General features: G+C 57.1%; 21 protein-coding genes and 3 pseudogenes. 9 read left to right on the forward strand and 15 right to left on the reverse strand.

The window, feature by feature from the left end; all coding sequences use genetic code 11:
• Window positions 1–248 precede the first annotated feature (248 nt).
• The gene (locus tag PMI01S_RS18900) at window positions 249–1,286 is read left to right on the forward strand and encodes an alpha/beta hydrolase family protein (RefSeq protein ID WP_084321609.1); all 1,038 of its coding nucleotides are present in this window, start codon (window positions 249–251) and stop codon (window positions 1,284–1,286) included.
• Between the two features lie 89 nt (window positions 1,287–1,375).
• Here the strand turns inward: PMI01S_RS18900 and PMI01S_RS18905 are convergent, their stop codons facing one another.
• A complete protein-coding gene (locus tag PMI01S_RS18905) occupies window positions 1,376–2,563 on the reverse strand; it encodes an MFS transporter (protein WP_084321610.1) in 1,188 nt (395 codons plus the stop codon).
• A gap of 284 nt (window positions 2,564–2,847) precedes the next feature.
• Window positions 2,848–4,437, reverse strand: a complete 1,590-nt coding sequence (locus tag PMI01S_RS18910; RefSeq protein ID WP_084321611.1) for an ABC-F family ATPase — start codon at window positions 4,435–4,437, stop codon at window positions 2,848–2,850.
• Window positions 4,438–4,930: 493 nt separating this feature from the next.
• On the opposite strand from PMI01S_RS18910, the gene lpxO reads away from it, so the two are divergent.
• Window positions 4,931–5,830, forward strand: a complete 900-nt coding sequence (gene lpxO / locus PMI01S_RS18915; protein WP_084321612.1) for a lipid A hydroxylase LpxO — start codon at window positions 4,931–4,933, stop codon at window positions 5,828–5,830.
• A 146-nt stretch (window positions 5,831–5,976) separates the two neighbouring features.
• Here lpxO and ku read toward each other — a convergent pair whose 3' ends face one another.
• Window positions 5,977–6,849 (reverse strand): non-homologous end joining protein Ku, encoded by an 873-nt coding sequence (gene ku / locus PMI01S_RS18920; protein ID WP_084321613.1) that lies wholly within the window; start codon window positions 6,847–6,849, stop codon window positions 5,977–5,979.
• 186 nt (window positions 6,850–7,035) lie between these two features.
• On the opposite strand from ku, the gene PMI01S_RS18925 reads away from it, so the two are divergent.
• Together PMI01S_RS18925 and PMI01S_RS18930 are read left to right on the forward strand one after the other, a co-directional pair.
• The gene (locus PMI01S_RS18925; RefSeq protein WP_084321614.1) at window positions 7,036–7,383 is read left to right on the forward strand and encodes a hypothetical protein; all 348 of its coding nucleotides are present in this window, start codon (window positions 7,036–7,038) and stop codon (window positions 7,381–7,383) included.
• A gap of 51 nt (window positions 7,384–7,434) precedes the next feature.
• Window positions 7,435–8,586 carry a PQQ-dependent sugar dehydrogenase gene (locus tag PMI01S_RS18930; RefSeq protein WP_084321615.1) on the forward strand — a complete coding sequence of 384 codons (1,152 nt, stop codon included), beginning with the start codon at window positions 7,435–7,437 and terminating at the stop codon, window positions 8,584–8,586.
• A 116-nt stretch (window positions 8,587–8,702) separates the two neighbouring features.
• On the opposite strand, the gene rimI is transcribed toward PMI01S_RS18930, so the two are convergent.
• A complete protein-coding gene (gene rimI, locus PMI01S_RS18935) occupies window positions 8,703–9,806 on the reverse strand; it encodes a ribosomal protein S18-alanine N-acetyltransferase (protein ID WP_084321616.1) in 1,104 nt (367 codons plus the stop codon).
• A gap of 92 nt (window positions 9,807–9,898) precedes the next feature.
• On the opposite strand from rimI, the gene PMI01S_RS18940 reads away from it, so the two are divergent.
• Entirely contained in the window at window positions 9,899–11,473 is a 1,575-nt protein-coding gene (locus PMI01S_RS18940; RefSeq protein WP_084321617.1) for a RimK family ATP-grasp domain-containing protein, read from the forward strand.
• Between the two features lie 7 nt (window positions 11,474–11,480).
• Entirely contained in the window at window positions 11,481–12,404 is a 924-nt protein-coding gene (locus PMI01S_RS18945) for a magnesium transporter CorA family protein (protein ID WP_084321618.1), read from the forward strand.
• A gap of 139 nt (window positions 12,405–12,543) precedes the next feature.
• Here the strand turns inward: PMI01S_RS18945 and PMI01S_RS18950 are convergent, their stop codons facing one another.
• Window positions 12,544–12,879: a DUF2834 domain-containing protein gene (locus PMI01S_RS18950; protein WP_084321619.1), complete on the reverse strand. Its 336-nt coding sequence runs from the start codon at window positions 12,877–12,879 to the stop codon at window positions 12,544–12,546.
• A 338-nt stretch (window positions 12,880–13,217) separates the two neighbouring features.
• On the opposite strand from PMI01S_RS18950, the pseudogene ilvA reads away from it, so the two are divergent.
• Window positions 13,218–14,213: pseudogene (ilvA, locus tag PMI01S_RS18955) on the forward strand (threonine ammonia-lyase, biosynthetic); the annotation flags it as partial.
• A gap of 162 nt (window positions 14,214–14,375) precedes the next feature.
• On the opposite strand, the gene eco reads toward ilvA, so the two are convergent.
• Entirely contained in the window at window positions 14,376–14,858 is a 483-nt protein-coding gene (gene eco / locus PMI01S_RS18960) for a serine protease inhibitor ecotin (protein WP_084321621.1), read from the reverse strand.
• Window positions 14,859–15,164: 306 nt separating this feature from the next.
• Here eco and PMI01S_RS18965 point away from each other — a divergent pair, with 306 nt between their 5' ends.
• Window positions 15,165–15,434 carry a DUF1652 domain-containing protein gene (locus PMI01S_RS18965; RefSeq protein WP_084321622.1) on the forward strand — a complete coding sequence of 90 codons (270 nt, stop codon included), beginning with the start codon at window positions 15,165–15,167 and terminating at the stop codon, window positions 15,432–15,434.
• A 59-nt stretch (window positions 15,435–15,493) separates the two neighbouring features.
• On the opposite strand, the gene PMI01S_RS18970 is transcribed toward PMI01S_RS18965, so the two are convergent.
• Entirely contained in the window at window positions 15,494–15,760 is a 267-nt protein-coding gene (locus tag PMI01S_RS18970; RefSeq protein ID WP_084321623.1) for a DUF2790 domain-containing protein, read from the reverse strand.
• Window positions 15,761–16,496: 736 nt separating this feature from the next.
• On the opposite strand from PMI01S_RS18970, the gene PMI01S_RS18975 reads away from it, so the two are divergent.
• A complete protein-coding gene (locus tag PMI01S_RS18975) occupies window positions 16,497–16,793 on the forward strand; it encodes a hypothetical protein (protein ID WP_084321624.1) in 297 nt (98 codons plus the stop codon).
• Window positions 16,794–16,855: 62 nt separating this feature from the next.
• Here the strand turns inward: PMI01S_RS18975 and PMI01S_RS18980 are convergent, their stop codons facing one another.
• From PMI01S_RS18980 to PMI01S_RS19015, 8 genes and pseudogenes are all read right to left on the reverse strand, one after another.
• Window positions 16,856–17,407 carry a hypothetical protein gene (locus PMI01S_RS18980; RefSeq protein WP_084321625.1) on the reverse strand — a complete coding sequence of 184 codons (552 nt, stop codon included), beginning with the start codon at window positions 17,405–17,407 and terminating at the stop codon, window positions 16,856–16,858.
• Between the two features lie 338 nt (window positions 17,408–17,745).
• A pseudogene (locus tag PMI01S_RS32465) lies at window positions 17,746–17,937 on the reverse strand (hypothetical protein); the annotation flags it as partial.
• Window positions 17,938–17,973: 36 nt separating this feature from the next.
• A pseudogene (locus PMI01S_RS32470) lies at window positions 17,974–18,168 on the reverse strand (hypothetical protein); the annotation flags it as partial.
• A 178-nt stretch (window positions 18,169–18,346) separates the two neighbouring features.
• Window positions 18,347–19,000 carry a DUF2931 family protein gene (locus tag PMI01S_RS18995; RefSeq protein ID WP_084321626.1) on the reverse strand — a complete coding sequence of 218 codons (654 nt, stop codon included), beginning with the start codon at window positions 18,998–19,000 and terminating at the stop codon, window positions 18,347–18,349.
• A complete protein-coding gene (gene tssI, locus PMI01S_RS19000) occupies window positions 18,993–21,587 on the reverse strand; it encodes a type VI secretion system tip protein TssI/VgrG (RefSeq protein WP_084321627.1) in 2,595 nt (864 codons plus the stop codon). Before tssI ends, PMI01S_RS18995 begins: the two co-directional genes overlap by 8 nt.
• A 33-nt stretch (window positions 21,588–21,620) precedes the next feature.
• Complete coding sequence (locus PMI01S_RS19005) at window positions 21,621–22,745, reverse strand: type VI immunity family protein (RefSeq protein WP_084321628.1); 1,125 nt, start codon at window positions 22,743–22,745, stop codon at window positions 21,621–21,623.
• A gap of 10 nt (window positions 22,746–22,755) precedes the next feature.
• Window positions 22,756–24,147 carry a VRR-NUC domain-containing protein gene (locus PMI01S_RS19010; protein ID WP_084321629.1) on the reverse strand — a complete coding sequence of 464 codons (1,392 nt, stop codon included), beginning with the start codon at window positions 24,145–24,147 and terminating at the stop codon, window positions 22,756–22,758.
• Window positions 24,148–26,391 (reverse strand): type VI secretion system Vgr family protein, encoded by a 2,244-nt coding sequence (locus PMI01S_RS19015; RefSeq protein ID WP_235864426.1) that lies wholly within the window; start codon window positions 26,389–26,391, stop codon window positions 24,148–24,150. It lies immediately after the preceding gene.
• Window positions 26,392–26,466: the final 75 nt, after the last annotated feature.

Below are 26,466 nucleotides of genomic sequence, written 5' to 3' on the forward strand. Positions count from 1 at the left end.
ATCAGCTCGGGCAACACCCCAAAAAACTCTGTATTCTGATCACGCAAGTGTCAGATGCGGAGTTTTTTGTTTCTGACTATTTCTAGCAGTTTCTTAATTCGTTCATGTTGTGGCCCAGGTTATGCAGTCGAGGGTTTACGTCCCTGTTCTGTAACGACCTTGTTGGCCGCCATGCTGGTACAAGGCCGCTTCCTCGGTAGTCGATGGAGAACAGGCTTTCCGGTCATGTAACAAAGGTGGGGCATCCCATGGTGCGTCTTTGTGCAACGTTACTGATTTGCCTGCTCAGCAGCCTGAATTCAGTGCACGCCGCGCCTGCGCCACATCCTCACTGGAGCGTCGGCTTCCATGAGATGAGCTTTCTCGATCCGCTGGACCTGCAACCGATGCGCGCCATCGCGTTCTACCCCTCCAGCGACCGGGAGCACACCAGCAAACTCGAGGGCTACACGGTCGAAGCGGGCGAAGACACCCGCGTCGCCATCGGCCGTTTTCCAATGTTGATGTTGTCCCACGGCAACACCGGAACACCGCTGGCCCTGCACGACCTCGCCACGTCGCTGGCGCGCAAGGGTTTTGTGGTGGTGGCGGTGATTCATCCCGGCGACAACTCCAAAGACCACAGCCGCCTCGGCACCTTGAGCAACCTGTACGGCCGGCCGATCCAGATTTCCGAAGCCATTACCGCTACCTTGGGCGACCGCATGCTCGCGCCGTTCGTCAATGCCGATCAGGTCGGCGTGATCGGGTACTCGGCGGGTGGGGAGACGGCGCTGATTCTGTCCGGCGCGACGCCCGATCTGGACCGGTTGCGTCGCTACTGCCAGGAACGTCCGGACGATCGCGATGCCTGCAACACCCAGGGCGAGTTGATCGTCGACCGTGATGACCTGCAACCGGTCGCGGATCCAAGGGTTCACGCGCTGTTGCTGATGGCGCCGCTGAGCCTGAAGTTCGGCCGTCACACCCTGGCCGACGTGCATGTGCCGGTGCTGCTTTACAGCGGCGACGGCGACAAACTGGTGGCATTCGACAAAAACGCCGCGGCGCTGGCGCGCAAATTGCCGATCGCGCCGGACTTCAAGTTATTGGCCGGGGCAGGGCACTTCGTGTTCCTGGCGCCGTGCAACGAAGAACAAATCGCCGCCATGCCGGCGCTGTGCACCGATGCCGACGGTGTCGACCGCGAAGACATTCACCGCAACATGATCTCCGAAGCCGGGCGGTTCTTTTCCCATGCGCTGGGCGTGCCGACCCGTGCGGGGATGCAAACGGCTGATCAATAGCCTGCGCATACCCGGTGGGAACGAACCCCTGTGGCGAGGGGGCTTACCCCCTCGCCACAGGGGTTCTCTTGCACATCGGACTGCAGGTGTCAGGCCATTGCGCGGCGTTTGAGTAGCAGGGTCAAACCCAGGCCAGTGATCGACAACAACGCCGCGCTGAAGAATATCCACGAATACCCCAGATTCAACGCCACGGCGCCCATCACCGGCCCGGCAATCGCCAATGCCAAATCGAAAAACACCGCATAGGCACTCAACCCCGCACCGCGACTGGAATTGGGCACCTGTTTGATCGCCTCTACCCCTAGCGCCGGATACACCAGCGACAAACCGAACCCGGCCAGGCCAGCACCGACCAGGGCAAAACCGGTCGAAGGCGCAAGCCACAGCAGCACCAGGCCCACCGTTTCAATGCTCATGCAGGCAATCGCGGAGGTGAAACCGCCGAAACGGCTGATGGCCGAAATAAACAGCAAGCGCGCCAGGATGAAGCAGACCCCGAACACCGTCAGGCAATACGCGGCGCCGGTCCAGCCACGGCTGAGGTAATACAGAGTAATAAAGGTGGTCAACGTGCCGTAGCCGATAGAGGCCAGGCTCAGGCTTGCGCCAAACGGTGCAATGCGCCCGAACACTGCCCAGAACGGCATGCGTTCACCGCGAACCACCGGCACCGAGGGTTTGTTGCGGATCAGCACCAGCGCCAACGCCGACAGAAATGACAGCGCGATCCCTAGGCTGGCAAAACCATATTCCGCCACCATCACCACACCCAGCGGCGCACCAATGGCGATGGCGCCGTAGGACGCGATACCGTTCCAGGAGATCGAGCGTGCGGTGTGTTCAGCGCCCACCTGACCCATGCACCAACTGATGGTGCCGACGCCGATCAGGCCCTGGGCGATCCCCAGCAACAAGCGGCCGGCGATCAGGATCAACAGGCTCGTCAGCGGAAAGCTTTGCAACAGCGTCGACACCAACGTCAGCACGCCACTCAACACAATCCCTGACAACCCGTAAACAATCGCTCGCTTGGTGCCGACGCTGTCCGACATGCGCCCGGCCATCGGGCGGCTGAGCAGGGTGGCGAGGTATTGAGAGCCGATGGTCAGCCCGGCCACGACCGCACTGAAACCGAGCTGCTCGTGGACATAACCCGGCAATACCGCAATCGGCAGACCGATGCAGAGGAAGGCAATAAAGGTATAGAAAACGATGGAGACGATCTGCAGGGTGATCGCCATAGAGCTTTGCGGTGGCAGTTGCTGCGCAGACATGAGGGCTCGTTCGCGGGCGGCGGTGGGAGAACTGCATCATGGCGCGGGTGTGAAATAAAAGAAAGCAGGCTAACGATTAAAGCAAGCAGGTCTTGCCTTGAAATACACCCCCCCCCTGTAGGAGCCGGCTTGCTGGCGATGGCGTCCTCGAGATCGCCATCGTCGGAACGCCGCCCGCAGAAAGCCGGCTCCTACAGAATTGCGGTACGCAGGCTCAAGTTTTTTGCTGTTGAAATGCAAAAAGCCCCGTCACCAGGACAGGGCTTTTCATTTTCAGCAGCTATTTAGAACACAACACCCTGACTACGCAGGTAATCATCATAAGTGCCGCTGAAGTCGATCACGCCACTAGGGCTCAACTCGATGATGCGGGTCGCCAGCGACGAGACGAACTCACGGTCGTGGCTGACGAAGATCAGCGTGCCCGGATAGTTCTCCAGCGCCAGGTTCAGCGCTTCGATGGATTCCATGTCCAAGTGGTTGGTCGGTTCGTCCATGATCAGCACGTTCGGCTTTTGCAGGATCAGCTTGCCGAACAGCATGCGACCTTGCTCACCACCGGAGATGACCTTGACCGATTTCAGAATCTCGTCGTTGGAGAACAGCATCCGGCCGAGGGTGCCGCGAACCAGCTGCTCGCCGCCCTGGGTCCACTGGCCCATCCAGTCGAACAGGTTGCAGTCGTCTTCGAAGTCGTGCGCGTGGTCCTGGGCGTAGTAGCCCAGTTCCGCGGCGTCGGTCCACTTCACGGTGCCGGCATCCGGGGTCAGTTCGTTGACCAGGGTGCGCAGCAGGGTGGTTTTACCGATACCGTTCGGGCCGATGATCGCAACACGCTCGCCCGCTTCAACCTGGAAGCTGAAGTCCTTGAACAGTGTCTTGCCGTCGAAGCCTTTGGCCATGCGCTCGACGATGACCGCTTGACGGTGTAGCTTCTTGGTTTGTTCGAAACGGATGAACGGGCTCACGCGACTCGAAGGCTTGACCTCGGCCAGCTGGATCTTGTCGATCGCCTTGGCGCGGGAAGTGGCCTGCTTGGCTTTCGAGGCGTTGGCCGAGAAGCGGCTGACGAACGATTGCAGTTCCGAAATCTGTGCCTTCTTCTTGGCGTTGTCCGACAGCAACTGCTCGCGGGACTGGGTCGCCACGGTCATGTACTCATCGTAGTTGCCCGGGAACAGACGCAGCTCGCCGTAATCCAGGTCAGCCATGTGGGTGCACACGCTGTTCAGGAAGTGACGGTCGTGAGAGATGATGATCATCAGGCTGGAGCGCTGGGTCAGCACGTTTTCCAGCCAGCGGATGGTGTTGATGTCCAGGTGGTTGGTCGGTTCGTCGAGCAACAGCACTTCTGGATCGGAGAACAGCGCCTGAGCCAGCAAGACGCGCAGTTTCCAGCCAGGGGAAACCTCGCTCATCGGGCCGAAGTGTTGCTCGATGCCGATACCCAGGCCCAGCAACAGCTCGCCGGCGCGGGATTCGGCGGTGTAGCCGTCCATTTCGGCGAACTCGGTTTCCAGTTCGGCCACGGCCATGCCGTCTTCTTCAGTCATTTCCGGCAGCGAGTAGATACGGTCGCGCTCGGCCTTGACCTTCCACAGCTCTTCGTGACCCATGATCACGGTGTCGATCACGGTGAATTCTTCGTAGGCGAACTGGTCCTGGCGCAATTTACCCAGGCGCACGTTCGGCTCGAGCATGACCTGGCCGCCGGACGGCTCGAGGTCGCCACCGAGGATTTTCATGAAGGTCGATTTGCCGCAGCCGTTGGCGCCGATCAGGCCATAGCGGTTGCCCGCGCCGAATTTGACCGAAACGTTTTCGAATAGCGGCTTGGCGCCGAACTGCATCGTGATGTTAGCTGTAGAGATCAAAGGTTTTTCCTGCGAAGCATTCAGAGTAGCTAGGGGTGCGGCAGTACCGATTCAGTACCCGTTTCCGGTTTTCGAACCACGGGAAATACATCCCGGTCAGAAGCGGAAGGTCCATCTGGCAATAAGTGGACAGCAGCATGTGGAGCGCTTGGCCCGAGTCGAAGTGCGCTGAGACGGGGTTCATTCCCGTCATCAACCAAGGGGGGCGCGTAATGTTTGGCGGCGATTGTACTGGTCTGGCTCTTTAAACGATAGGGCATTGAGGCCGTACGGTTGCTTTGGCAGCATCGACGGACAGATTTTCACACTTGAACGCTAACTATTTGTTACAAACAGTGGCTAAAATGCCATCTTTGAACCTGCCGCCGGTCACCGCAATGCTCAAGGACGCGGCTCAGGGACAATATTTCGTATTCAGACGCTGCACAAAGATCCCAGGGCCACAGGGCTGGCAAGGACGCAGTTTGTTCACTTCTGACGTGTGACGATTCCCGTGAAACTCATCATTGCTGCTGTTTATGTTGTATCGATTGCGTACGTTCACCTGCGCGGTCGCGTGCGCCATAAGCTGGGCCGACAACTCAGCGATCATTCGACGTTTCTCGCGCCGATCAATTGCTTCTTGTACCTGTTCTCGAAAATCCCCAACAAGCCCTACCTCGATCCGGCCGAATTCCCGGACCTGAGCCCGTTGCAGACCCATTGGGAAGAAATCCGCGCCGAAGGTCAGAACTTGCTGAAGGCTGGTGAGATCAAGCGTTCCAACCAATACGACGACGTCGGCTTCAACTCGTTCTTCAAGACCGGCTGGAAGCGCTTCTACCTCAAGTGGTATGGCGACAGTCATCCCTCGGCGATGAAGCTCTGCCCGCGCACCACCGAGCTGGTGCAGAGCATCGGTTCGATCAAGGCCGCGATGTTCGCCGAACTGCCACCCGGTTCGAAACTGGTGCGCCACCGCGATCCGTATGCCGGTTCTTACCGTTATCACCTGGGCCTGGAAACGCCGAACGACGCTGGCTGCTACATCAACGTCGATGGCGAGAATTATCACTGGCGCGACGGTGAAGCGGTGATGTTCGATGAAACCTTCATTCATTACGCTGAAAACACCACGCAGCAGAACCGCATCATTCTGTTCTGCGACGTCGAGCGGCCGATGAAGTACCGCTGGGCGGCGGCGTTCAACGGCTGGTTCAGCCGTAACGTGATGTCGGCGGCGGGCGCGCCGAACGATGCCGGCGACAAGACGGGCGGTATCAATCGTCTGTTCGCCAAAATCTACAAAATTCGCCTGCGCGGCAAAGCGCTGAAGAAGCGCAACCGCAAGCTGTATTACCTGGAGAAGTGGGCGATTTTTGCCGGGTTGCTGGCGTTTTTTGTCTGGGTCTGATTTCTGCGTCGCCGCGTATTGCGCCATCGCGAGCAAGCCCGCTCCCACATTTGATCTGTGTCGTTCGCAGGACCAATGTGGGGGCGGGCTTGCTCGCGATGGGGCCGGCACAATCACCGCACAACAGATGAATGCATCACTATCCGTCAACCACTGGAGCGCTTGGTGGCTTTTTTCGCCGCCGCCGGTTTCTCCGCTGCCTTCGGTTTCGCAGCCGTCTTCCCGCCAGCCTTGCCCCCCAAACTGCGTTTAAGCAACTCGGTCAAATCAATAACATCTGCCGTCTTGCGCTCTTCCTCGCCCGTCGCCGTCTCGACATCCTCAATCTTCCCTTCATTCGCTTTCTTCTCGACCAGCGCCATGATCTTGTCTTCGAAACTGTCGCGATAATCGTCCGGGCTCCAGTCGCCGCTCATGTCCTCCACCAGACGCTTGGCCATGTCCAGTTCACCCTTGGCCAACTCCGGTTTGGTCACCTCGCTGCCCAGTTCCAGCGTGTCGAGGCTGCGGACTTCCGCTGGCCAGCGCAGCATCACCAGCACCATCGCCGAGTCCAGTGGCATCAGCGCGGCCAAATGCTGGCGGGTGTGCAAAACGACATGGGCGAGGGCGACCTTGTTGGTTTTGCTCAGGGTTTCGCGCAGCAACGCATAGACTTTTCCACCGCGCTTGTCCGGCGCGAGGTAGTAGGGCGTGTCGATGTTTTGCAGAGGAATCTGTTCGGCGTCGACAAAGGAAAAGATATCAATGGTTTGCGTGGATAACGGGTGCGCCGACTTGATCTCTTCCTCACTGAGCACCACGTAGCGACCCTTTTCATACTGCACACCCTTGACGATGTTCTCCTTGGTCACTTCCTTGCCGGTGACCTTGTTTACGCGCTTGTAGCCCACCGGCTCCATGCTGCGGCTGTCGAGCCAGTCGAAATCCACCCCTTGCGAAGACGTCGCCGAGACCAGCGCCACAGGGATATGCACCAGCCCAAAACTGATTGCGCCTTTCCAGATTGCCCGTGCCATGGTCGTCTACTCGCGAGTGATGATCAGGTGACCCGTGGCCCGGCGCAAAAGTTTCAGCCGCGTGTGGCCCTGGCCCGCCGGGGGATCAACTTCGTGTTACATCTTGCCGGGGAGGTTTTGGTTAACAAATCCGAACCCTGGGCGTAGCGTGCTATCGAAGGTTGTAATCACGTAGAGAGGTCGCCCATGAACCGATTAGCGCTTGGCATCATCGCGATGGCATTGAGTGGCGTGCTGAGCAATTCGGCCCTGGCTGACGTCCCGTCGTCTCTGCTGTTGGCCCAAAGTCCGACGGGCGCCGCCAGCAATCCCTACAACAGCCCGATTCGCAGGGCCAACCCCAACAGCATGCAAGGCACGCAGCCCAGCGCTCCGGTCATTCGCGGGCCCAACACCGTGCCGGTTCCGCGGCCGCCAACGCTGGACAACGGCGGCATCGGCAACCGCTATCCCCAGGATCGGTCGGTGCCCGCCAGCCCGCCGAAATTCATCCCCAATCCGCCCCACCGAGACGCAGACACCAGCAACCGTTGAGTGGCAGGACGTCAATCCTGCCAGCCATTCTGACGACAAAAGGAATCGTGAATGTTGCGAACATCCCTCCTGGCCACAGTCTGTGCCAGCGCATTGATCACCGTCGCGACGCCTGTTCTTGCCGCGTCCGTACAAGAACTGAAAAGCGAGCAGGGCACCCTTGAGGTGACGACGATCGTCAAGGGGCTGGACCATCCGTGGGCCTTGGCTTTTCTGCCTGACAGACAAGGGATGCTGGTGACCGAACGGCCCGGCAACCTGCGGGTGATCAGCGCCGATGGCAAACGTTCTGCACCACTCAGTGGCGTACCGCAAGTCTGGGCCAAGGGTCAGGGCGGTCTGCTGGATGTAGTGCTGTCGCCCGACTTCAAGCAGGACCGCACCGTTTATCTGTCCTATGCCGAAGGTGGGGGTGAGGGCGGCAAGGCCAGTACGGCGGTCGGTCGCGGGCAGTTGTCGGAAGACCTGACCGCCCTCAGGAATTTCAAAGTGATCTTCCGTCAGGAACCGAAGCTTTCGGTCGGCAATCACTTCGGATCGCGCCTGGTGTTCGACCGCGATGGCTATCTGTTCATCACCCTTGGCGAGAACAACGACCGGCCTACGGCCCAGGATCTGGACAAGCTGCAGGGCAAGGTTGTACGCATCTACCCGGACGGCAAGGTGCCCGACGACAACCCCTTTGTCGGTCAGTCCGGCGTACGCCCGGAAATCTGGTCCTACGGCCAGCGTAACCCGCAAGGTGCGGCGCTCAATCCCTGGACCGGCGTGCTGTGGGAAAACGAGCATGGCCCACTAGGGGGGGACGAGGTGAACATCATCGAGCGCGGCAAGAATTACGGTTGGCCGCTGGCAACCCATGGCATCAACTACTCCGGCCAGCCGATTCCGGAAGCCAGGGGCAAGACCGCCGAAGGCGCCGTCCCGCCGCGACACGTCTGGGAAAAATCCCCTGGCCTGAGCGGCATGGCGTTCTACGATGCGGACCGCTTCAAGCCTTGGCAGCACAACGTGTTTATCGGTGCACTGGTCACTCAGGAGCTGATTCGCCTGCAGTTCGACGGCGACAGAGTGGTTCATGAAGAGCGCTTGATGGGCGAACTCAACAAACGCATTCGCGACGTGCGGCAGGGGCCGGACGGGTATTTGTATGTGCTCACCGATGAGGACGATGGGACTCTGTACAAGGTTGGCCTGAAGTAAAAAATCATATACCGCTTTCGCGAGCAAGCCCGCTCCCACATTGGCTCTGTGAACGACACAAATCAAATGTGGGAGCGGGCTTGCTCGCGAAAGCATAGGTAGATTCACCACAAAATTCAGTGATTAACCCGGGCATACAGAATCACCGCCGCCCGCAACTTGCCCCGCCCGAAACTGCACATCTTCTCGAATTCCCCGTGGCTCACCGGCAAATGCTGGCAGTCCATGGGCTGACGATGCTGGCTATGGTCGACATCCGGATCGTGCAGGTAGACAAACTCTTCATCGCAATCGGTGACGACCACCCAGTGTGGCGATTTGGAACGGGTCAGCCGATAACTGCTGATCAGCACCAGCGGCTGCCCGCCATCGGCCAATAATCGCGGCAAGTCCAATGGCCCGCCGAGCACCTGTTCGACGTCAGTGGCGTGCAACTGGGCCGCGAATTCATCGTGCACCAGGCGCATGACGTCTTTTTTATGCTCATCACGCACGCCATCGAGAAACAACGGCCCCGCCATGCTCACTTGCAAGCGCACGCGGAATCCGCGCCGTGCTGCCGCCAATGCGAGGCCTTGAGGGCTGCAGCCGCCGTGGCCCGAGGTCATGAACACGGTGGTCGCCTCGCGCCAGATCTGCAGTTCTTCGCGGCGCTCCAGCACGCGGTCGGCGTGCAAGGCGCCCATGGCCATCAACAGGCACGCCGGGCCGCAGGTGAAATCGGTGGTCTGCGCATACCACGGCACCTTGATGCTGCGCGCATCGCGATGCTGAAGGATGCGTTTCTCCAGGCGCAGCGCATCGGCATGGTCCTGGTAATAATCGTGAATCAGTGCGAAACGCCGATAACCGTTGCGCTCATACAGGGCAATTGCCGTGGGGTTGTCGATGCGCACTTCCAGCCGCAAGTAAGCGCAGTCATGCTCAAGGGCACATGCCTCGATGTGTTCGAGCAATTGTTTGCCGAGCCCGTTACCGCGCGCCTGTTCAGCGATGGCAATCGAGTAGAGCCGCGCCAGCGACGTGCCTCGGTGAAACAGCACCACCGCGTAACCCAGCAATTGCCCGTCGCGTTCAGCCACCAGCAGCTGCCCGTGCGCCCGGGTGATCATCCATTGAAAACTGCGGCTGGTGAGCCGGTCCGTGGTGAAGCATTGCTGTTCGAGTGCCAGCAACGCGGGTAAGTCTTCAACTACCGCCAAGCGAAAGACAGGATTCATATGACCGCCGTAAAAGTTGCGTAACGAAACGGGACTTTCGAAAAAGTTCGTGCTTAATAGGAAAGGTCTTGTTCTCCAACGGATCAATCACTATGTCAGCGGTACAGGGTCATTGGCGCGAAGTATCCGAGCAAACTTTGCCGGCGGCAACTTTTTTAAATGAAACGGTTAGAACTTCCAGCCAGTTGATTATCATCGTCGAACGCAAGGAAGACTGGGCTTCCTACTTCCCCAGTGAAGACATTGTCACGGCTCAGGAATACCTCGAGCAGACCCGCGACAGCGAGCAGGGCAAACGGGTCCAGGTGATCAACCTGTGCCGCAGCTACAAGTACCTGGGGCACGGTTATTACTGCTCGTTGTTGGCCGAGGCGCGGGGGCACAAGGTCATTCCGTCGGTGCGGACCATCAGTGAACTGACCAAGAAATCCCTGTACGGCCTGGCCCTCGATGACCTGGACAAACCGCTGGAAAAAGCCCTGAGCAATCATCTTTACAGCGATACCGAAGGCTTCACGCTGACACTTTACTTTGGCAGGACCAATATCGAACCGTTGCAGGATCTGGCGCGTCAGTTATTTGAAGTCTTTCCGTGTCCGATATTATTGGTTGAATTCCGTCGAACTAACGGCTGGCACATTGAAGGTGTCAAATCGGGTGCGCTGCACAAGTTGCGCGAAGATCAGGAAGATCATTTTGCAAACTCGCTGGACAGTTTCAGTCGCAAGATCTGGCGCATGCCACGTTCGCGACGATTGGCCCGCTATGACCTGGCAATCCTGCACGATCCGCAGGAAGCGCTGCCGCCGTCCAACCCCAAGGCCCTGGACAATTTCGTCCGCGTCGGCAAGACATTGGGCATCGACGTGGAGCTGATCGAGCGCAAGGACTACGCGCGCATCGCCGAATACGACGGCCTGCTGATCCGCGAAACCACCAGTGTCGACAACCATACCTACCGTTTCGCCAAGAAAGCCGAGAGCGAAGGGCTGGTGGTGATGGACGATCCGGCGTCGATCCTGCGCTGCACCAACAAGGTCTACCTGACCGACCTGCTCAAAAGCCATCAGCTGGGCATGCCCGCCACCGAAATCCTCTACAAGGAGCGACCGGAAGACTTCGAGCGGGTCGGTGAACGTCTGGGCTTTCCGCTGGTATTGAAGATCCCCGACGGTTGTTTCTCTCGCGGTGTGATCAAGGTCGAAAGCCAGCAAGCCTTGCTCGAGGCGACGGCCGAACTGTTCGAACATTCAGTGTTGCTGTTGGCTCAGGAGTTTTTCTACACCGAGTACGACTGGCGCATTGGCGTGCTTAACCGCAAACCGATCTTTGCCTGCCAATACTTCATGTCCAAGGGCCACTGGCAGATCTACAACCACAAGGCCAAGGGTCAGGACATCAACGGCGAATGCCGCACGCTGGCGGTCCATGAAGCGCCCCGCGCAGTCGTGGAACTGGCGGTGAAAACCGCCAACCTCATCGGCGACGGCCTCTACGGCGTCGACCTCAAACAGTCCGGCGACAAGGTGGTGGTGATCGAGGTCAACGACAACCCGAACATGGACGCTGGTATCGAAGACGCTTACTTGCAGGACGATTTGTACTCGCTGGTACTGGAAGAGTTTGTCCGGCGCCTGGAACTGAAACGTCGCGGCCAGGCCTGGTGACCGGCCGATGATCAAGAGCTTTCAACTGACCCACGGCGTGCTGCACGCGGTCGAACGGCTGGACGCCGAGGTGATGCTGTTCAGCAACCCCGATGCCGCCGAGCGCGACTTGCTGCACAGCCATTTCAAGCTCGATGAACACGCGCTGGCCTCGGCGCTGGACCCGGACGAGGTGTCGCGTATCGAGTTTCACCCCGATAATTTGTTCCTGATCTGGAAGCGTCCGGAAAACTATTCCGGCGCCGACAGCCTGGCGTTCGAAGTGTCGTCCTGCGGTTTGCTCTTTTGTGCGCAACGTTTGCTGGTGATCGCCACCGACGATTCGCCGTTGCATGGGCTCGGCACCCGTCAGAAGTTGAACACGCCACTGGATGTATTGCTCGACCTGCTGTTCAACAACATCCATCACTACCTCGGCCATCTGAAGGTGATCAAGCTGGTCGCGCGGGAGTTGCAGCAGAAATTCAACGCTTCGATGCAGAACCAGCATCTGATCCAGATGTTCAACCTCAGCGAAAGCCTGATCTATTACATCAACGCGATTCACAGCAACGGCGCGGTCCTGACCCGGCTGCGCAACCACGCGGAAAAACAGCGCTTCAGCGCCGAGGCCATCGGCCTGATCGACGACCTGATCATCGAAAACAACCAGTGCTACAAACAGGCGGAAATCTACTCCACGGTGTTCTCCGGGCTGATCGATGCCCGGGGCAACCTGATGAACAACAGCATGAACAACCTGCTGCGCAAACTGACACTGATCAACGTGGTGTTCCTGCCGTTGAACCTCATTGCGAGCATTGGTGGTATGTCCGAGTTCAGCATGATGACGGCGGGTACGCCGTGGTGGGTTTCGTATCCGTTGTTTCTGACGGCGATGATGCTGGGGGCGGGGGTGATGGTGCTGGGGCTCAGGCGGTTGGCGAAATAGATGCATTGGCTGACAGGCCGCCTTCGCCAGCAAGCCGGCTCCTACAAATCGTCCATCACGATCAATGATCAGGCACACGCAACCTTGTAGGAGCCGGCTTGCTGGCGATGGCGATCTCAACAGCATCACACATCTTTGATCAGACCCCTTGCGAGACGCTGACGGTTTTTTTCCGATCCTGCCACCCACGAACCACGAGATACAACAACGGCCCAACCGACACAAAAAACGCAGTAAGCAAAAGATAGGGAATGACGGACAATGCCGACCGCCCACGCTTGCGCGCATCGCTGTACATCCACACCCCGGCCAGCGTCGCCAACAGATAAAGATCTATCACCACCTGCGCCGTATCAGGCCGCGACATCAGGCTGATGCCAAATTCAATCAACGACCGTTCGGCCTGGAGCATCACCGAAACGGTGTAGCCAGCAAAGGCGAGCAGGGCAATCAGGGGCAGGGCGACAGACTTCATGGTTTCCTTCCTTGGACAATCAGCAGAATCCCGAGCCTACAGAAGCCGCCGGAAATTGACCATTGACTTGCCCTCCATGCCCGGCTAATTTCCAGCCATGACTTCCACCGTATTGCGCTGCCAGCCAAGCATTATTACCGCCATTCCTCATTTGGCGGGCTAGCTCACGACTGCAGCACCCAACCCGCCCTAGAGGCGGGTTTTTACTTTCTGTCTCCAGGGTTTTAAACCAACACACGGCGTAGGAGCTGCCGAAGGCTGCGATCTTTTGATCTTTAAAAGCAAAGATCGCAGCCTTCGGCAGCTCCTACGTCGACCGTGTACAACAGGAGACGACCATGGATAGCACACCCGCCCAGCAAACCCTGCTGGAGCACTACGTCAAAAAGATCCTTGCTGCGCCCGTGTACGAACTGGCGGTGCGCACGCCGTTGCAGGCAGCGCCGGCACTGTCCGAAGCCCTGGGCAACCAGATCCTGTTGAAGCGCGAGGATTTGCAGCCGACCTTTTCCTTCAAGATCCGCGGCGCCTACAACAAACTGGTGCAACTGAGCGATGAGCAAAAGGCCCGCGGCGTGATCACCGCGTCCGCCGGCAATCATGCTCAAGGCGTGGCGCTGGCAGCACGTGAGTTGGGGATTGCCGCGACCATCGTCATGCCCGCCACAACGCCGGAATTGAAGGTGCTCGGGGTCCGCAGCCGGGGCGCCGATGCCGTGCTGCACGGGGAGAGTTTTCCGTTTGCCCTGGCGTACGCCTTGAAACTGGCCGAACAAAGCGGTCGCACCTTCGTCTCGCCGTTCGACGACCCGGACGTGATCGCGGGGCAGGGCACCGTCGCCATGGAAATCCTTCGTCAGCACCAAGGCACGCTCGACGCGATCTTCGTGCCGGTGGGCGGTGGCGGCCTGATCGCGGGCATCGCCGCGTACGTCAAATACCTGTGGCCTGAAATCCGTATCATCGGCGTCGAGTCGGAACATTCCGCGTGTCTGTTGGCCGCCCTACAGGCCGACGCGCGTATCGTCCTGCCGAACGTAGGCACATTCGCCGATGGCGTCGCCGTGGCGCAGATCGGCGCTCATGGTTTCGAAGTCTGCCGGTTTTGCGTCGACGAGGTGCTGACTGTCAGCAATGACGAACTCTGCGCCGCGATCAAGAACATCTACGACGATACCCGCTCGATCACCGAACCTTCCGGCGCGTTGGCCGTGGCGGGCATCAAAAAGTACGTGGCGCAGACGGGCGTGCGTGGTCAAACGTTGGTGGCCATCGATTCCGGCGCCAACATCAACTTCGACAGCTTGCGCCATGTCGCCGAACGCGCCGCATTGAGCGGCGCCCCGGCGTGAGCGGACGCAGGAGGCCAAGCAATCACCCAATCCCCTGTGTGGGAGCGGGCTTGCTCGCGAAGGCGGTGTATCAGTCAACAGAGATGCCGGCTGACACACCGCCTTCGCGAGCCAGCCTGCTCCCATAGGTTTTGCATTTGATGGTTATTCCTGAACAGCCTTTTCGACCTTGCTGGACGCCGACCAGACCCGATAACGGACCTCAACATCCTTGGGCACATAAAGCACGATCGGCAGCTTGCTGTTGTAGCGCAGCCTGAAACCATCACCGACCACCGGGACGAACGCCTGACTGCTTTTGCCATCGGGGCAGGCCATCAGCGTGCTCATCGGGCCGATCACTTTTTCCAGACGGTAAAACGGGTAACCCCAGCCCTCGAGATTCTTCTCCTCGAGCATGCCGCTCAGGCGCTGTCGATTGCAGTCCACGGCCAGGGTTTTGCCGGCGAGAATCTCGACCTGGTAGCTGTCTTCCTGCTTCTGTGGCGCCAGGTGAATGACCTGGCGGGTGAACCCGCTTTCGGCTTTGGGGAAGGGCGCGACGTCTTCGAGTTTCGCGGCTTGAACGGCGGTCGAAAGCCCGGCAACTATCAGCCCGACGGTAGTGATGCAGGTCAATGAACCCATGATGCCTCCTTGCGTGTGAGTAGGGTCAGCAGATACTGAGTGAGCGGGGCGCAATTTTTACTGCCAATGACGGCCAATGCAAACCCGGACTCATCAAGTTGCAATTTGCAGGAACGAGAAGCGGGTTTCTTGCAGATTGCATGGGCCTGTTTACTTGAAGACACATTAAACCCTTGATTTGCCGATGAGCTGCACGGCGAAATTCAAGGCATGTTTTATGCTGTAGCTGGTCCTGAAGCTGACCGCGAATTTATTGAGTCGGCATTGATCGCTGATTGGCAATCTCACAATAAGGAGAGGGTCGCCATGTTTCTTTCTGCCTTGGAACTCCGCAACATCGTAGAAAGCAGTTTTCTGCCGAAACGTTGTCAATGCACGCTGTCGCCGGACCTGAAAATGACCGTCAAGGTGTATTCGGACGGTGAAACCGATCAAGTAGAACTATTGAAAACAGGCATTGATGCCAATTCGCTCAATGGATGTCGGGAAATACAAGACCTGATCAGTGTTTTGCGCTCCGACATGGAGCATCAGGCCAACACCCAGCCGCTGCACCCTGACCGGCAAACGCATTAACACGCCGTCGTCAGATCCGGGTCTGGCCAGGAAGCCAGACCCGCGGTCGTCGTTTTCGATCAACTCTGATAACTGCACGCATCGGACAGTTTGCGATACGTGATCTCTGCAGGTTTGCCTGACTCATCGATGTACTTCATCTCCGCCGTGATGACTTTGCATTCCAGGGTCGAGGGTTCGGTCAGCGAAATCACCTTGGCTACGTGAAGCGGCATCCCGTATTTATAAGGTACGGCTTGCGAGGAAGGGGTGTCGTTGGCTTGGGCCAGCCCGGTAAACCCGGTGCAGGCGAGGGCGGCGGTAACCAGCAAAGTGCGCATGTTCATGAGCGTTCTCCAGTGCAGACGGAAGTCAGCTCGACATAACGGGCGTCGAGCCTGCCGCACTGGGCGTCAGAAAGAACCTGAGGGCGTGCGGTCCAGTAAAGTCTTGGACCGCAGCGTTAAGCGATGGTTAACCGGGCGGAATGCCGTCTGTCGTGTGTAATGCTGTTCACTTAAGAAAATCTTCAGGCAGGCAAGAAACCTGTGGCGAGGGGATTTAGCGAAACGTCGCACCGCCCCGTTGGGTCGCGAAGCGGTCCCAGCATTCCGGCCAAAAGACTGGATTGTTCGGATTGGCGACTGCTTCGCAGCCGAACGGGGATGAATCCCCTCGCCGCAAATGTGGGTGCCCGCGCTTAAGTGAACAAAATTACCTGTCTTGTAGGGCTGTCTTGTCAGGCGTTTCGTCGGGGTAAGAATCTTCGGTAGCTTCGGCTTCGTCCTACAAGGATGGATGCTTTGTCGACTTTCGGCTGATGGGGCGTAGCGATTACTGTTTGGGCTCGCTGCAAAATCAGCGAACAGGTTTGGTCACCTGATTAAACAGTGCACATAACTGTGACATCATTCGCTTTGCGAGCATCTCTGTTCGCATAGCGCAATGTTGTGGCGGCTGTGTGCAGGACGCCTTCGGGCGAGCTGAGTTACTGTTCTCAGTTGACCAAACCTGTACACGGTCCGCCTCCCATCGTTTGGTCACGATGCTGGCGGTTACTTCAAAACAGATGAGTAACTAGCTATGCCAACGATAAATCCTTTCCCCGATCGCTACCGTCCAATCAAAAGCAGCGTCACCGCCTCATCCCCCTTGGTCATCGACACCGAAGCCAACCCCCAGGACATCCTCGAAGCCGCCCTCCAGCGCATCCGCGCCTCCAGTGATTTACTGGAAACGCTCCATATTCAATGTTTCAAAGACGGCGACGTGCAAGACATTCCGCACATCACCCACGCGCTTTATCTGCTGACGCAGGACGGTTGCGATTTACTCAAGGTTGCGCAACAACGGATGCTGAGCTGGAAGGCACAAGCCTGACGTTTGATACTGACAAATCCAGCGCCCGTAGGCGCTGGATTTTTTATGGAAGGGGCGTCGCGTCAAGGCTTAGAGGCGTGCAGTTGTATCAACGACTCACCCTTCGACGTCACTGGAAACTCGTCTAACTCTAGAAAAAGCGCATTCTTTCCGTAGCTCAAATATTTGTGCGAGCTTTCATTGCCCCTATTCTCAAAGATCACCTGCGCTCCCTGTGCAGAAATTTTTACCCAGCGAGGACGGTTCCTTTCGGCGAAATCTATACGTTGGATTTTTCCGTCCATTGAATCGAAATAGAACAAAGCACCTTGCAGATAGTTAGAAGTGAATTCGCCCGACACCACGAATGCATGGGCATTTTTTTGATCTGAAGCGCATTGCCATTGCACTTCGCTTCCTCGAGAGGCCTCTGCATCGTCGTATATAAACCGGGTGATTTGGCCGTAGCGGGTTTTGTAAATATAGGAATCGATGATTGGCGAACCACGCAGCAGCGAAATCGTGTGTTGTGATCCTGCCAGTTCACAATCAACCATCGTTTGTAGAGACGGTTGATCAGCAAACACCTGAACGCAGAAAGTAGCAAGTCCAACGCCAAACACAAAATTCTTCATTTGGTCTTGCCCGACGGACGACGAGGCCAAGCGATCGAGTGAAGTCCCATTCGCGGTCTTCGCCGGATTCAAAATGCGGCCGAGTTCGGCACGCGGCTCAGAAACAGTTTCAGGCCTTGTTGATACAGCTCAGCGTCCATGGCATTGCTGTGTTTGGGGATGACATACGCCTTCCCCTTTCGATCCAGTTCGGCACAGGCAACCCAGTAGAAATCGGGCTTTTCCCTCACTCGCACAATTTGTCCCCACGCTAACCCGCTCTTGATGCCCTTGGGCCTGATCATGGTGAAACCCTGATCATCGAGTTGAAGGCGATAAGCTCCTTCAGCGGTCTTGAGAATACCAGTTCCATTAGCACCATCTGTCAATTTGTAAAGAACATGACGGGCCTTAGGACTACCACCCTTTGAGAGTTTTCCCGTCTTACTCGCACTCGGCACACCCTCCAGCCACTTCCCATCCGCCCCCTTATCATGCCCATCCCAATCCTTGCCCCAGCCAAACTCCACCGCGCAGATGTAGTCGGCAATGATCGCCTTTGCCTTCCGCGAGTTTGTAGTCGCTGCGGTGGCGCCGAAGGTCAGGCAGTCGCGCTTGTGCAGCAACTCTTCGAGCTTCAGGTCGGGGCGTGCGCTGACCAGTTCGATGTCAAAACAGAAGGGCTGATTGAGGGCTTCGCGACCGACGAAACTGAGTACCTGAAGGTCAACGGAAATGCCTTCCAGCGTGAGGGAAATATGGGTTGCGTTTGCGTCCAGCATGCCTTGAATTCCGTCCTTTGGATAAGCAAGGCCGGATGGTGCAGGATTAGACTGCCACGTTCAAGGCGCAATCGCGTGTACCCAAGCCTCTAATGATCTGACACCGGATCCTGATTTTAAGGCGGAATCGGACGAGGTTCCCCTTCGCATCCAGGGTACTTAAAGGGCCAGTTCTGACCTACTTCCAAGAGTCGTACGGCACCCCAAACTTCTCGATATAGGCTTTGGACACATCAGAGAGTGAGTCGTACTCACCGCCAGACTTACCTTCATACGGGCCACGCGGATCAATCACGGCTTGTACCGTAGTCACCTCGATCGGTGTCATGCAAGGACCGGTTACCCAGACTTTGGCAATACCTCCGGGAACCAGCCTTATACCGATTGCCTCACGATAGCCGGTGATCCATTGCCCGTCGGCAGCGCAGTACACCTTTTCCCCCTTACGCATAATCTCTCTGGTCGCCTCGGGTATGTTAATCACCATCTGGTAGGTTTGCGGCTCGACCAGCGATTGCCAGCGGACATAGATCTGTTTGGGCAAGTCAGCCCCTGTCACGTACTTACCCTTACCCCAACCTGCTCTTTTCGGCCAGCCTCGGGGATCACCGGCGTTGTTGGGAGGCGTTAGTATTGACGCGGTGCCACTCATCGCACGTGGATATACCTGTTCCTGTATATCGACCACATCCGCCGACTCGATCCAAACTTCCATGTAAGCGGGAGCCGAAAATCCCAAGCGCCAGGCTTTATAGGGCATTGACTGGCTATTGGCGAATGTGCAGCCACTGAGCAGAAATGCGGCAAGAGCGACACGTATAAAATTACTCATTCGGATGCACCGTACGTACAGAGTTTTCGTCTGGTCGATTGATGAAGACGATGTTCAGGTCGCTATTGTTGCGATTTTTAGCGGCGTTCCAGTTATCGGAGATATGAACATAACGCTGGAACAGCACTTCCTCCTCTTGCGAGGTTAGCCCAGCTGTTATGCTTTTCCCCTGAGCGTAGGCCATCAGTTTTTCGGAGATGGGAACGAGGTCCGCGGGTAACGCAAGTCGCGGACTTTTTTCGGGGATCTGTCGAAAAGGCACTCCATTTTCCACGGCCAGTTCGCGCATGATCCGAAAGTAGATCAAGGACAAATCACTGCGGACTTCGCGTTGGCTGCTGACTGCTGCATACACGTATTTCATGTTTTTGCGGTTGTCTTTGTCAGTGCCACGAAACGGCACCTCCCACGTCCGGATCTCCAACGAAAGATTATATTGGGCCAGTTGATCTTGAAGCCGACTCAAGTCTTGCTGGGCACGTTTGTAACTGTTGGCTTCAGCGAAAGACGTCCTTTCTTCGACCGCGCTTTGACGCGGTTTACTGAGCAGGATGCGCTCCATCGCTTTGGGTAAATAGCCGCCGCCCAAGTCTGAATGCACGCCAGGCAGGACAATATCGGCCGACCCAAGACTGTTGAGGGCAAAGTTATAACGCCGTTCATTTCGAGCGACCAATTGAACGACTTTCTTTGCCGCATCTGGCGCCAGATGGATATTGATCCCTGGGTTATAAGCGTTATTACCAGTCCAGTCCCCTACCAGCGGATTGGCAATAGCCGCAACCGTGTCGTAAACGCCAATGAAATTTATGGACACATCAGAATGCGGCGTCCAGGAAAAGCTTTCCGACAATATCGGAGCACCCATCGGTAACACTTTTGCGAGGATACTTTGGTTCCCCTTTAATACCTCATTGGCAAAATCCCTTGCCGCTGCGGAGCCACGGCTGAAGCCGAAAATATCGAATTCGATTTTCGCGACGCGCTTATCGGGGTTGTTGTCTTGAAATGTTTGCATAGCCTTGAGAATAAGTGGCGGTGTTTCTTCAACTCGCGCCCTGACGCCCTGCACACCTATACCGGTACCTTGGGAAAAAGTGGAATCTTCTCCTGTGCTACTGGTTCCGATCCCGTCCACATAAACGGACAAGTTAACCGTCTTGGCATCGATGGGCAGGCTTTCATCCGCTTGGTCTATGTAAAGGTCATAGAGTCTGGCCACGTTACTGACATCATTGCCATAGCTGTTGTCTGGTGAACTCCCCTTGCCGTCATAACCGTGAGCCGCACAGAACTGACGAATATCTTCAGCTGCTTCCTCCAGGTTCACGTCCGGCGCAAAGCAGCCAAACACACGCTCGCTGTTGTTGCGGTTGTTGCCCGTCCCATCGAAGAACATCCCAACCCGTAAGGTGATGTCTTCCAGCTCGACCTCTTCTTCCTCTTCCTCAAGCTCCTCTTCCACCGCAGGTGGCGCCGAATCAGGGGCGGCGTTAAATTTTCCAACCGGTGGGCTGCTCAATAGTTGCCCCGCAATGGCGGCTGCAGCTGCACCTGGGATAATGGGAGTGAGGATTGCGATCCCGGTCCCCGCACCCGGCGAACCACCCGAGTTCGCCTTCACTTCAGCCCCGCTGATGGTAACGCCACCCGCATCGACCTTGACGAAGCTCCCGCCAGCCTTCGCTGTCAGCTCCATCTCACCTTCAACCACCACTTTGTTCCCCGCGTGGTAGTGAATCTCTTCACCGGCTTCAACAAACTGCGCCGTTCCCACCTTCACATGCTGGGTGACACCAACAGTCAGGTGATCATCCGCCCGCGCTTCGGTTTTGCGATCCAGGTGCGTGATCCGATGCTCTTCAACCTTGAACTCGCTGAAAACCTTGGCTTCAACCGTGTCATGCCGCTCGTTGCCGATACGGATTTTCTGGTCGTGCTCGATGTTTTCATCCCAGTCGCGCTGGGCGTGCAGGTAGATCTGTTCCGCACCTTTTTTGTCTTCGATGCGAAATTCGTTGTAGCCCTTGCCGCCCGGGGAGCTGAGAGTCTTGAAGGTGCTGCGGGTCTTGTTCGCCGGCAGGTCGTAGGGGACGACGTTTTCCTTGTGGTACAGGCAGCCGGTGATCAGCGGTTGGTCGGGATCGCCTTCGAGGAAGGTAACCAGCACTTCCATGCCGACGCGCGGAATGGCGATGCCACCGTAGGCGCTGCCGGCCCAGCCGGTGGCGACGCGTAGCCAGCAGCTGGTGTTGTCGTTGGCCTGGCCGTCGCGGTCCCAGTGGAATTGCACTTTGACGCGGCCGTATTCGTCGCAGTGGATTTCTTCACCCGGTGGACCGGTGACGATGGCGGTCTGGCTGCCGAGGACTTGCGGTTTCGGGTGTTCGAGGGCAGGGCGGTAGTGCGCGTCCCACGGCGTGGCGAGGAAGCGGTTGCGGTAGCCCTGATGGAAATCGTCTTTGTTCTGAGTGACGTCACTGGTGACGTTTTCGCCGAGCACCTGCGGCTGTTTGCCTTCGTGGACCACTTCCAGCAGCAGCCAGAGGTCGTTCCATTCGGCGCGCGGGTGTTCACTCAGTATCATGAAGTGGCCGCTGAACGTAAGTCGCAGGTGTGTCTACTCTTCACCCGACCAATACCAAATCGTATCTCCCCAACTAGAGCCGCTGAAGCTAGGCATGATTTCGCCGTTATCAAAATGACGCCGGGAATTCTCCTTGGCTGGTGTGAACCAAAAGCCCGCCTTGGAGCATGGTTGACCCGATTCAACACGGGAAGGCGAATTATGGTCGGAGTCTTCGCGGTCAAATCGTGCAAACCATTCAGCGGTATTTTCCTCTTCGAAGCAATTGCCGTATGGCGAGTACTGATGAAGCTGATCAGGTTCTTGAATCCGCAGTGATCTGACAACCTGATTAACAGCGACATAAGACTTGGGAGCGCCTTCCTGCACCTCGCCAAGTTGTGGATGGTCGCCCGCTTGTATAATCAAACCACCCTCATAATTGTTTAGGGAAATATCTCCTCGGCCGCTAAATGCATGACGTAGACCGTTTTCACCACCCAGACTTTGCACGAAGGATTCGCCGATGATTGTTTGCCAATTCACGCCTTTTATACAATCAATCAGCTCCAACGCTAGGCTATGCGGCATTGAATCGACTTCCAGGCCTAGGTACTTCTGGGCGAGTTCAAATTCAATAGGCAGGTAGCTGTCATAGTCAAACGGCAGAATCGTGGACAGTCCTCCGTAGCCATGATCTGCATTGACCTGGTTGCACAGGTAACTGAGCCATGAGTTATAGGTCGCACGTCCAGCCTCCGTTTGGAGCATTTCCCAGGGCAACACGATCTTTATGAAAGAGCGGGCGCTGTCTTCATGCAGCTCATATGAGTTTAAGGTAGATATGCCATAGGCCTCGGCGTCCTTGGTACTAGAGGCGCTGGTAAGTTGCAATTCGTACCGATCATTGCCGCCCGATGTAACGATGGCTGCCGCAGCTTTTTCAAATGTATCGGGTGTCAGTTTTCTGTATTTGTCCTGAAGTTGGCCTCGCAAGTGTTTTCCAAACTGTTCATAGAAGGCACGAAAACACTCAATTACCTTGATTTTTTTTGTGGTGGTATATCCCTCCTTAAAATAGACGGTGGCAATCAACCCCAGTTTTACTACGGGCATACCATCCGCCAACTCAAAGCAAAGATCTGGTGCCATGGCCGCAAGTTTTTCAAATTCAATCATGCTCATACTCTCAGTTTGCAGTTGCTGCGGCTGGGATGACCAACATGCTGCCCACAGCCGCCGTCGTACCGGCCACCGCACCGCTTACCGCCGCGGATGTGCTTGCCACTGCACCGCTAACGGCTGCGGACATGGTGCTCAAAACGCCTGCCAATGCCGTCCATGCAACTGCAGCTAGGCGGATCAGCAATAAGAGCCCCGAAACAAGTGCAGCGGGTATTCCCATGCTGACCAACGCCGCACCAATACCCACCACTACGACAACTGTCGCGACGGCGATACCCAGATCAATGAGTACCTGGGCCCAGTTTATTTCTTTGAGCATTTCTAACGTCAGATCGGTATACCGCTGAATTTCCTTCCATACCGCTCTCAGCTGATCGTCCGTCCAGCTCAAAATCTGGCCGCCGGTTTCACTGACCCAAACCCAGGTTTTTTGTGCTTCTCGGCGCACCCACTCGCCCTTTTTGTCGAGCCAGGCAACAGCGTCTTGCAAATGTTGCTGAACCTCTTTCGACAGTTGCCTGATACCTTGTGCCCCCTGTTCCAATAGGCTATCGACAGAGGCTTGTACTTGTTGCGTCCAACTCTCGACATGGGCTGGACGAGTAGTTGGTGCTGGACCATATACCGGCACTGGTACGGGGGCGGGTCGTGGCGGTTGATCCGGGGTATTGGGCGGTAGTAAAGGTAGCCATTTGGCAGGGTCTGAGGCGCGAGTTGGTTTGTGTTCCTTGTTAAATTCTCTGTCGCGTTCACGCTCTTCATCGTCTCGACAATCGCTAACTTCGAGTACAGCGAAGCGCTTTTTCTTCCCCGCAATGCGCTCATAGTCCTGGCGCTGCTCTCGAGATAGAAAATCCTTTGGGAACTTAACTTCGACAACCCGCTCGAGATTATCTGGGTGCATCGCTCCATCGTGATCGGGGCCCATCGTTCCGGGCCAGCGTACATTAGGGTTTTGCACGATGATGACATCGGGCCGCCGCAGAAGACCTGAGGTTCTTCCGCTAGGGAAAAATGTCATGGTATGACGCCGGTCTGGGTCAGGTCGCTGGCCTCTTGATAACGAAGTACTCAAAAACGGTATTGGCGGCTTGGGCATTTTGGGTGCCATGTCGAAACTTACTTCTGCCTTGTAATCCCATCGGAAGTCATGTCGAAATTCATCAGCCTTAATCAACCCGCTCATGACGAGTTGTTTCAATTCGACATCAGCAATGCCGCCATCACGCGTGGGTTTGACCGTCAAGCGCGGGAAACGAGCAGCGTAGCGTGCTTTTTCCATTAAGTAGCCTTGATCGTTTGGCGCGACCGTGCCTATCGTGACTTCACCTTTAACGCTTGTTGTCGTGCATCCCTTGGGTGCTTGTGGCGACTTGGGTTCTTGAATGATTGCCATCTAGCTTGCCTCCGTGGCGTTTCGATAATCCAGGCTCATCTCGACAGGCGCCGTTTCGCCGGCCCTAATTAAAGGTTTTTTAGGCTCAGGATTGCGTTGTGGCGTGAACAGTTCTACGTCTGCTGGCTCTTGGCTGTGAGCCAAAAAAGTTCGACCTTGGTCGTCGGTATAGCCTGCGATCTTTGTTCCGTCTGCTAGCTTAAGTGTGTAGGGGCTACCCACCATTGGCTCGCCTGTTTTTTCATCCTGGAGCAGGTAGCGTGCCTTATGACTGCGAGGGGCACCTTCGAGCAATTTGCCTGATTTATCTTTATCCGCGGCGCCAGGAAGTAACGGTCCGAGAATCTGAATCCCGGTTCCTGCCCCCGGCGCACCGCCAGAGTTCGCCTTCACCTCAGCACCACTAATGGTCACGCCACCCGCATCAACCTTGACGAAACTCCCCCCAGCCTTCGCCGTCAGTTCCATCCCGCCTTCAACGACGACCTTGTTGCCCGCGTGGTAGTGAATCTCCTCACCAGCTTCAACAAACTGCGCTGTGCCGACTTTGACGTGCTGAGTCACGCCCACCGTGAGGTGATCATCCGCCCGCGCTTCGGTCTTGCGATCCAGGTGCGTGATCCGATGCTCTTCAACCTTGAACTCGCTGAAAACCTTGGCTTCAACCGTGTCATGCCGCTCGTTGCCGATACGGATTTTCTGGTCGTGCTCGATGTTTTCATCCCAGTCGCGCTGGGCATGCAGGTAGATCTGTTCCGCACCTTTTTTGTCTTCGATGCGAAATTCGTTGTAGCCCTTGCCGCCCGGGGAGCTGAGAGTCTTGAAGGTGCTGCGGGTCTTGTTCGCCGGCAGGTCGTAGGGGACGACGTTTTCCTTGTGGTACAGGCAGCCGGTGATCAGCGGTTGGTCGGGATCGCCTTCGAGGAAGGTAACCAGCACTTCCATGCCGACGCGCGGAATCGCGATGCCACCGTAGGCGCTGCCGGCCCAGCCGGTGGCGACGCGCAGCCAGCAGCTGGTGTTGTCGTTGGCCTGGCCGTCGCGGTCCCAGTGGAATTGGACTTTGACGCGGCCGTACTCGTCGCAGTGGATTTCTTCACCCGGTGGACCGGTGACGATGGCGGTCTGGCTGCCGAGGACTTGCGGTTTCGGGTGTTCGAGGGCAGGGCGGTAGTGCGCGTCCCACGGCGTGGCGAGGAAGCGGTTGCGGTAGCCCTGATGGAAGTCGTCTTTGTTCTGGGTGACGTCGCTGGTGACGTTTTCGCCGAGCACCTGCGGCTGTTTGCCTTCGTGGACCACTTCCAGCAGCAGCCAGAGGTCGTTCCATTCGGCGCGCGGGTGTTCGCTCAGGGCCATGAAGTGGCCGCTGGCCAGCGTCGGCTGATCGCCTTTGCCTTCCGCGAGTTTGTAGTCGCTGCGGTGGCGTTCGAGGGCGCGGGTTGCCAGTTGTTTGCCACGGGCGCGGTCGGTGAAGCGGCCGGGATAATCGTAGTCTTCCAGATCAGGCGCGAACGCGCTGGAAGCGGTGCCTTCGGGGAGGATGCGGGGTTTTTCGAAATCGTAATCGCGGCGGCTGACGCGGGTGGTGCGGGTTTCCAGGCGCAGGTTGAAGCGCTTGATCACCGGTTTCTCGGCGGCCATGCCCGAGTCTTGCTGATAGGCCACGGGCGCGAGTTTGCGAAATACCGTCTGGTCGTCGCCAAACACCAGTTTGTGGCCGCTGCTGCTGTGCTGGAAATGGAAGTGGATGCCTTCTTCTTCGCACAGGCGCTGGATGAAATGCAGGTCGGATTCGTCGTACTGCACGCAGTAGACGCGTTCCGGGTAGTTGGCGCCGAGCTGGAAGCTGTAGGCGTCGGCGAGGATCCCTCGCGCTTCGAGAACCTCGGCGATGATCTTCGGCACCGTCAAGTGCTGGAAGATCTGCTGGTCATGGTTATGTCGCAGGTACGCCAGTTGCGGCACCAGGCTGATGCTGTAGCGGGTCAGGCTTTTGCCGGAGTCGCCTTGCTCGATGCGGTAAACCAGCCCGTGAATGATGCCTTCGCCGGTGGCGCCGAAGGTCAGGCAGCCGCGCTTGTGCAGCGAGTCTTCGAGTTTCAGGTCGGGGCGGGTGCTAACCAGTTCGATGTCAAAACAGAAGGGCTGATTGAGGGCTTCGCGACCGACGAAACTGAGTACTTGAAGGTCAACGGAAACGCCTTCCAGCGTGAGGGAAATATGGGTTGCGTTCGCGTCCAGCATGCCTTGAATTCCGTCCTTTGGATAAGCAGATGCGGATGGTGCAGGATTAAACCGCCTCATTCAAGGCGCAAATGC

The organism is Pseudomonas migulae NBRC 103157, from assembly GCF_002091715.1.
GTDB lineage: Bacteria > Pseudomonadota > Gammaproteobacteria > Pseudomonadales > Pseudomonadaceae > Aquipseudomonas > Aquipseudomonas migulae_A.

What these genes read in the sequence shown, in the direction of transcription:
- PMI01S_RS18900 (WP_084321609.1), top strand. Translation starts at nt 249, where the DNA reads ATGGTGCGTCTTTGTGCAACGTTACTGATTTGCCTGCTCAGCAGCCTG.
- PMI01S_RS18905 (WP_084321610.1), bottom strand. Translation starts at nt 2,563, where the DNA reads ATGTCTGCGCAGCAACTGCCACCGCAAAGCTCTATGGCGATCACCCTG.
- ku (WP_084321613.1), bottom strand. Translation starts at nt 6,849, where the DNA reads ATGGCACGGGCAATCTGGAAAGGCGCAATCAGTTTTGGGCTGGTGCAT.
- PMI01S_RS18925 (WP_084321614.1), top strand. Translation starts at nt 7,036, where the DNA reads ATGAACCGATTAGCGCTTGGCATCATCGCGATGGCATTGAGTGGCGTG.
- PMI01S_RS18930 (WP_084321615.1), top strand. Translation starts at nt 7,435, where the DNA reads ATGTTGCGAACATCCCTCCTGGCCACAGTCTGTGCCAGCGCATTGATC.
- rimI (WP_084321616.1), bottom strand. Translation starts at nt 9,806, where the DNA reads ATGAATCCTGTCTTTCGCTTGGCGGTAGTTGAAGACTTACCCGCGTTG.
- PMI01S_RS18940 (WP_084321617.1), top strand. Translation starts at nt 9,899, where the DNA reads ATGTCAGCGGTACAGGGTCATTGGCGCGAAGTATCCGAGCAAACTTTG.
- PMI01S_RS18945 (WP_084321618.1), top strand. Translation starts at nt 11,481, where the DNA reads ATGATCAAGAGCTTTCAACTGACCCACGGCGTGCTGCACGCGGTCGAA.
- PMI01S_RS18950 (WP_084321619.1), bottom strand. Translation starts at nt 12,879, where the DNA reads ATGAAGTCTGTCGCCCTGCCCCTGATTGCCCTGCTCGCCTTTGCTGGC.
- eco (WP_084321621.1), bottom strand. Translation starts at nt 14,858, where the DNA reads ATGGGTTCATTGACCTGCATCACTACCGTCGGGCTGATAGTTGCCGGG.
- PMI01S_RS18965 (WP_084321622.1), top strand. Translation starts at nt 15,165, where the DNA reads ATGTTTCTTTCTGCCTTGGAACTCCGCAACATCGTAGAAAGCAGTTTT.
- PMI01S_RS18970 (WP_084321623.1), bottom strand. Translation starts at nt 15,760, where the DNA reads ATGAACATGCGCACTTTGCTGGTTACCGCCGCCCTCGCCTGCACCGGG.
- PMI01S_RS18975 (WP_084321624.1), top strand. Translation starts at nt 16,497, where the DNA reads ATGCCAACGATAAATCCTTTCCCCGATCGCTACCGTCCAATCAAAAGC.
- PMI01S_RS18980 (WP_084321625.1), bottom strand. Translation starts at nt 17,407, where the DNA reads ATGAAGAATTTTGTGTTTGGCGTTGGACTTGCTACTTTCTGCGTTCAG.
- PMI01S_RS18995 (WP_084321626.1), bottom strand. Translation starts at nt 19,000, where the DNA reads ATGAGTAATTTTATACGTGTCGCTCTTGCCGCATTTCTGCTCAGTGGC.
- tssI (WP_084321627.1), bottom strand. Translation starts at nt 21,587, where the DNA reads ATGATACTGAGTGAACACCCGCGCGCCGAATGGAACGACCTCTGGCTG.
- PMI01S_RS19005 (WP_084321628.1), bottom strand. Translation starts at nt 22,745, where the DNA reads ATGATTGAATTTGAAAAACTTGCGGCCATGGCACCAGATCTTTGCTTT.
- PMI01S_RS19010 (WP_084321629.1), bottom strand. Translation starts at nt 24,147, where the DNA reads ATGGCAATCATTCAAGAACCCAAGTCGCCACAAGCACCCAAGGGATGC.
- PMI01S_RS19015 (WP_235864426.1), bottom strand. Translation starts at nt 26,391, where the DNA reads ATGCTGGACGCGAACGCAACCCATATTTCCCTCACGCTGGAAGGCGTT.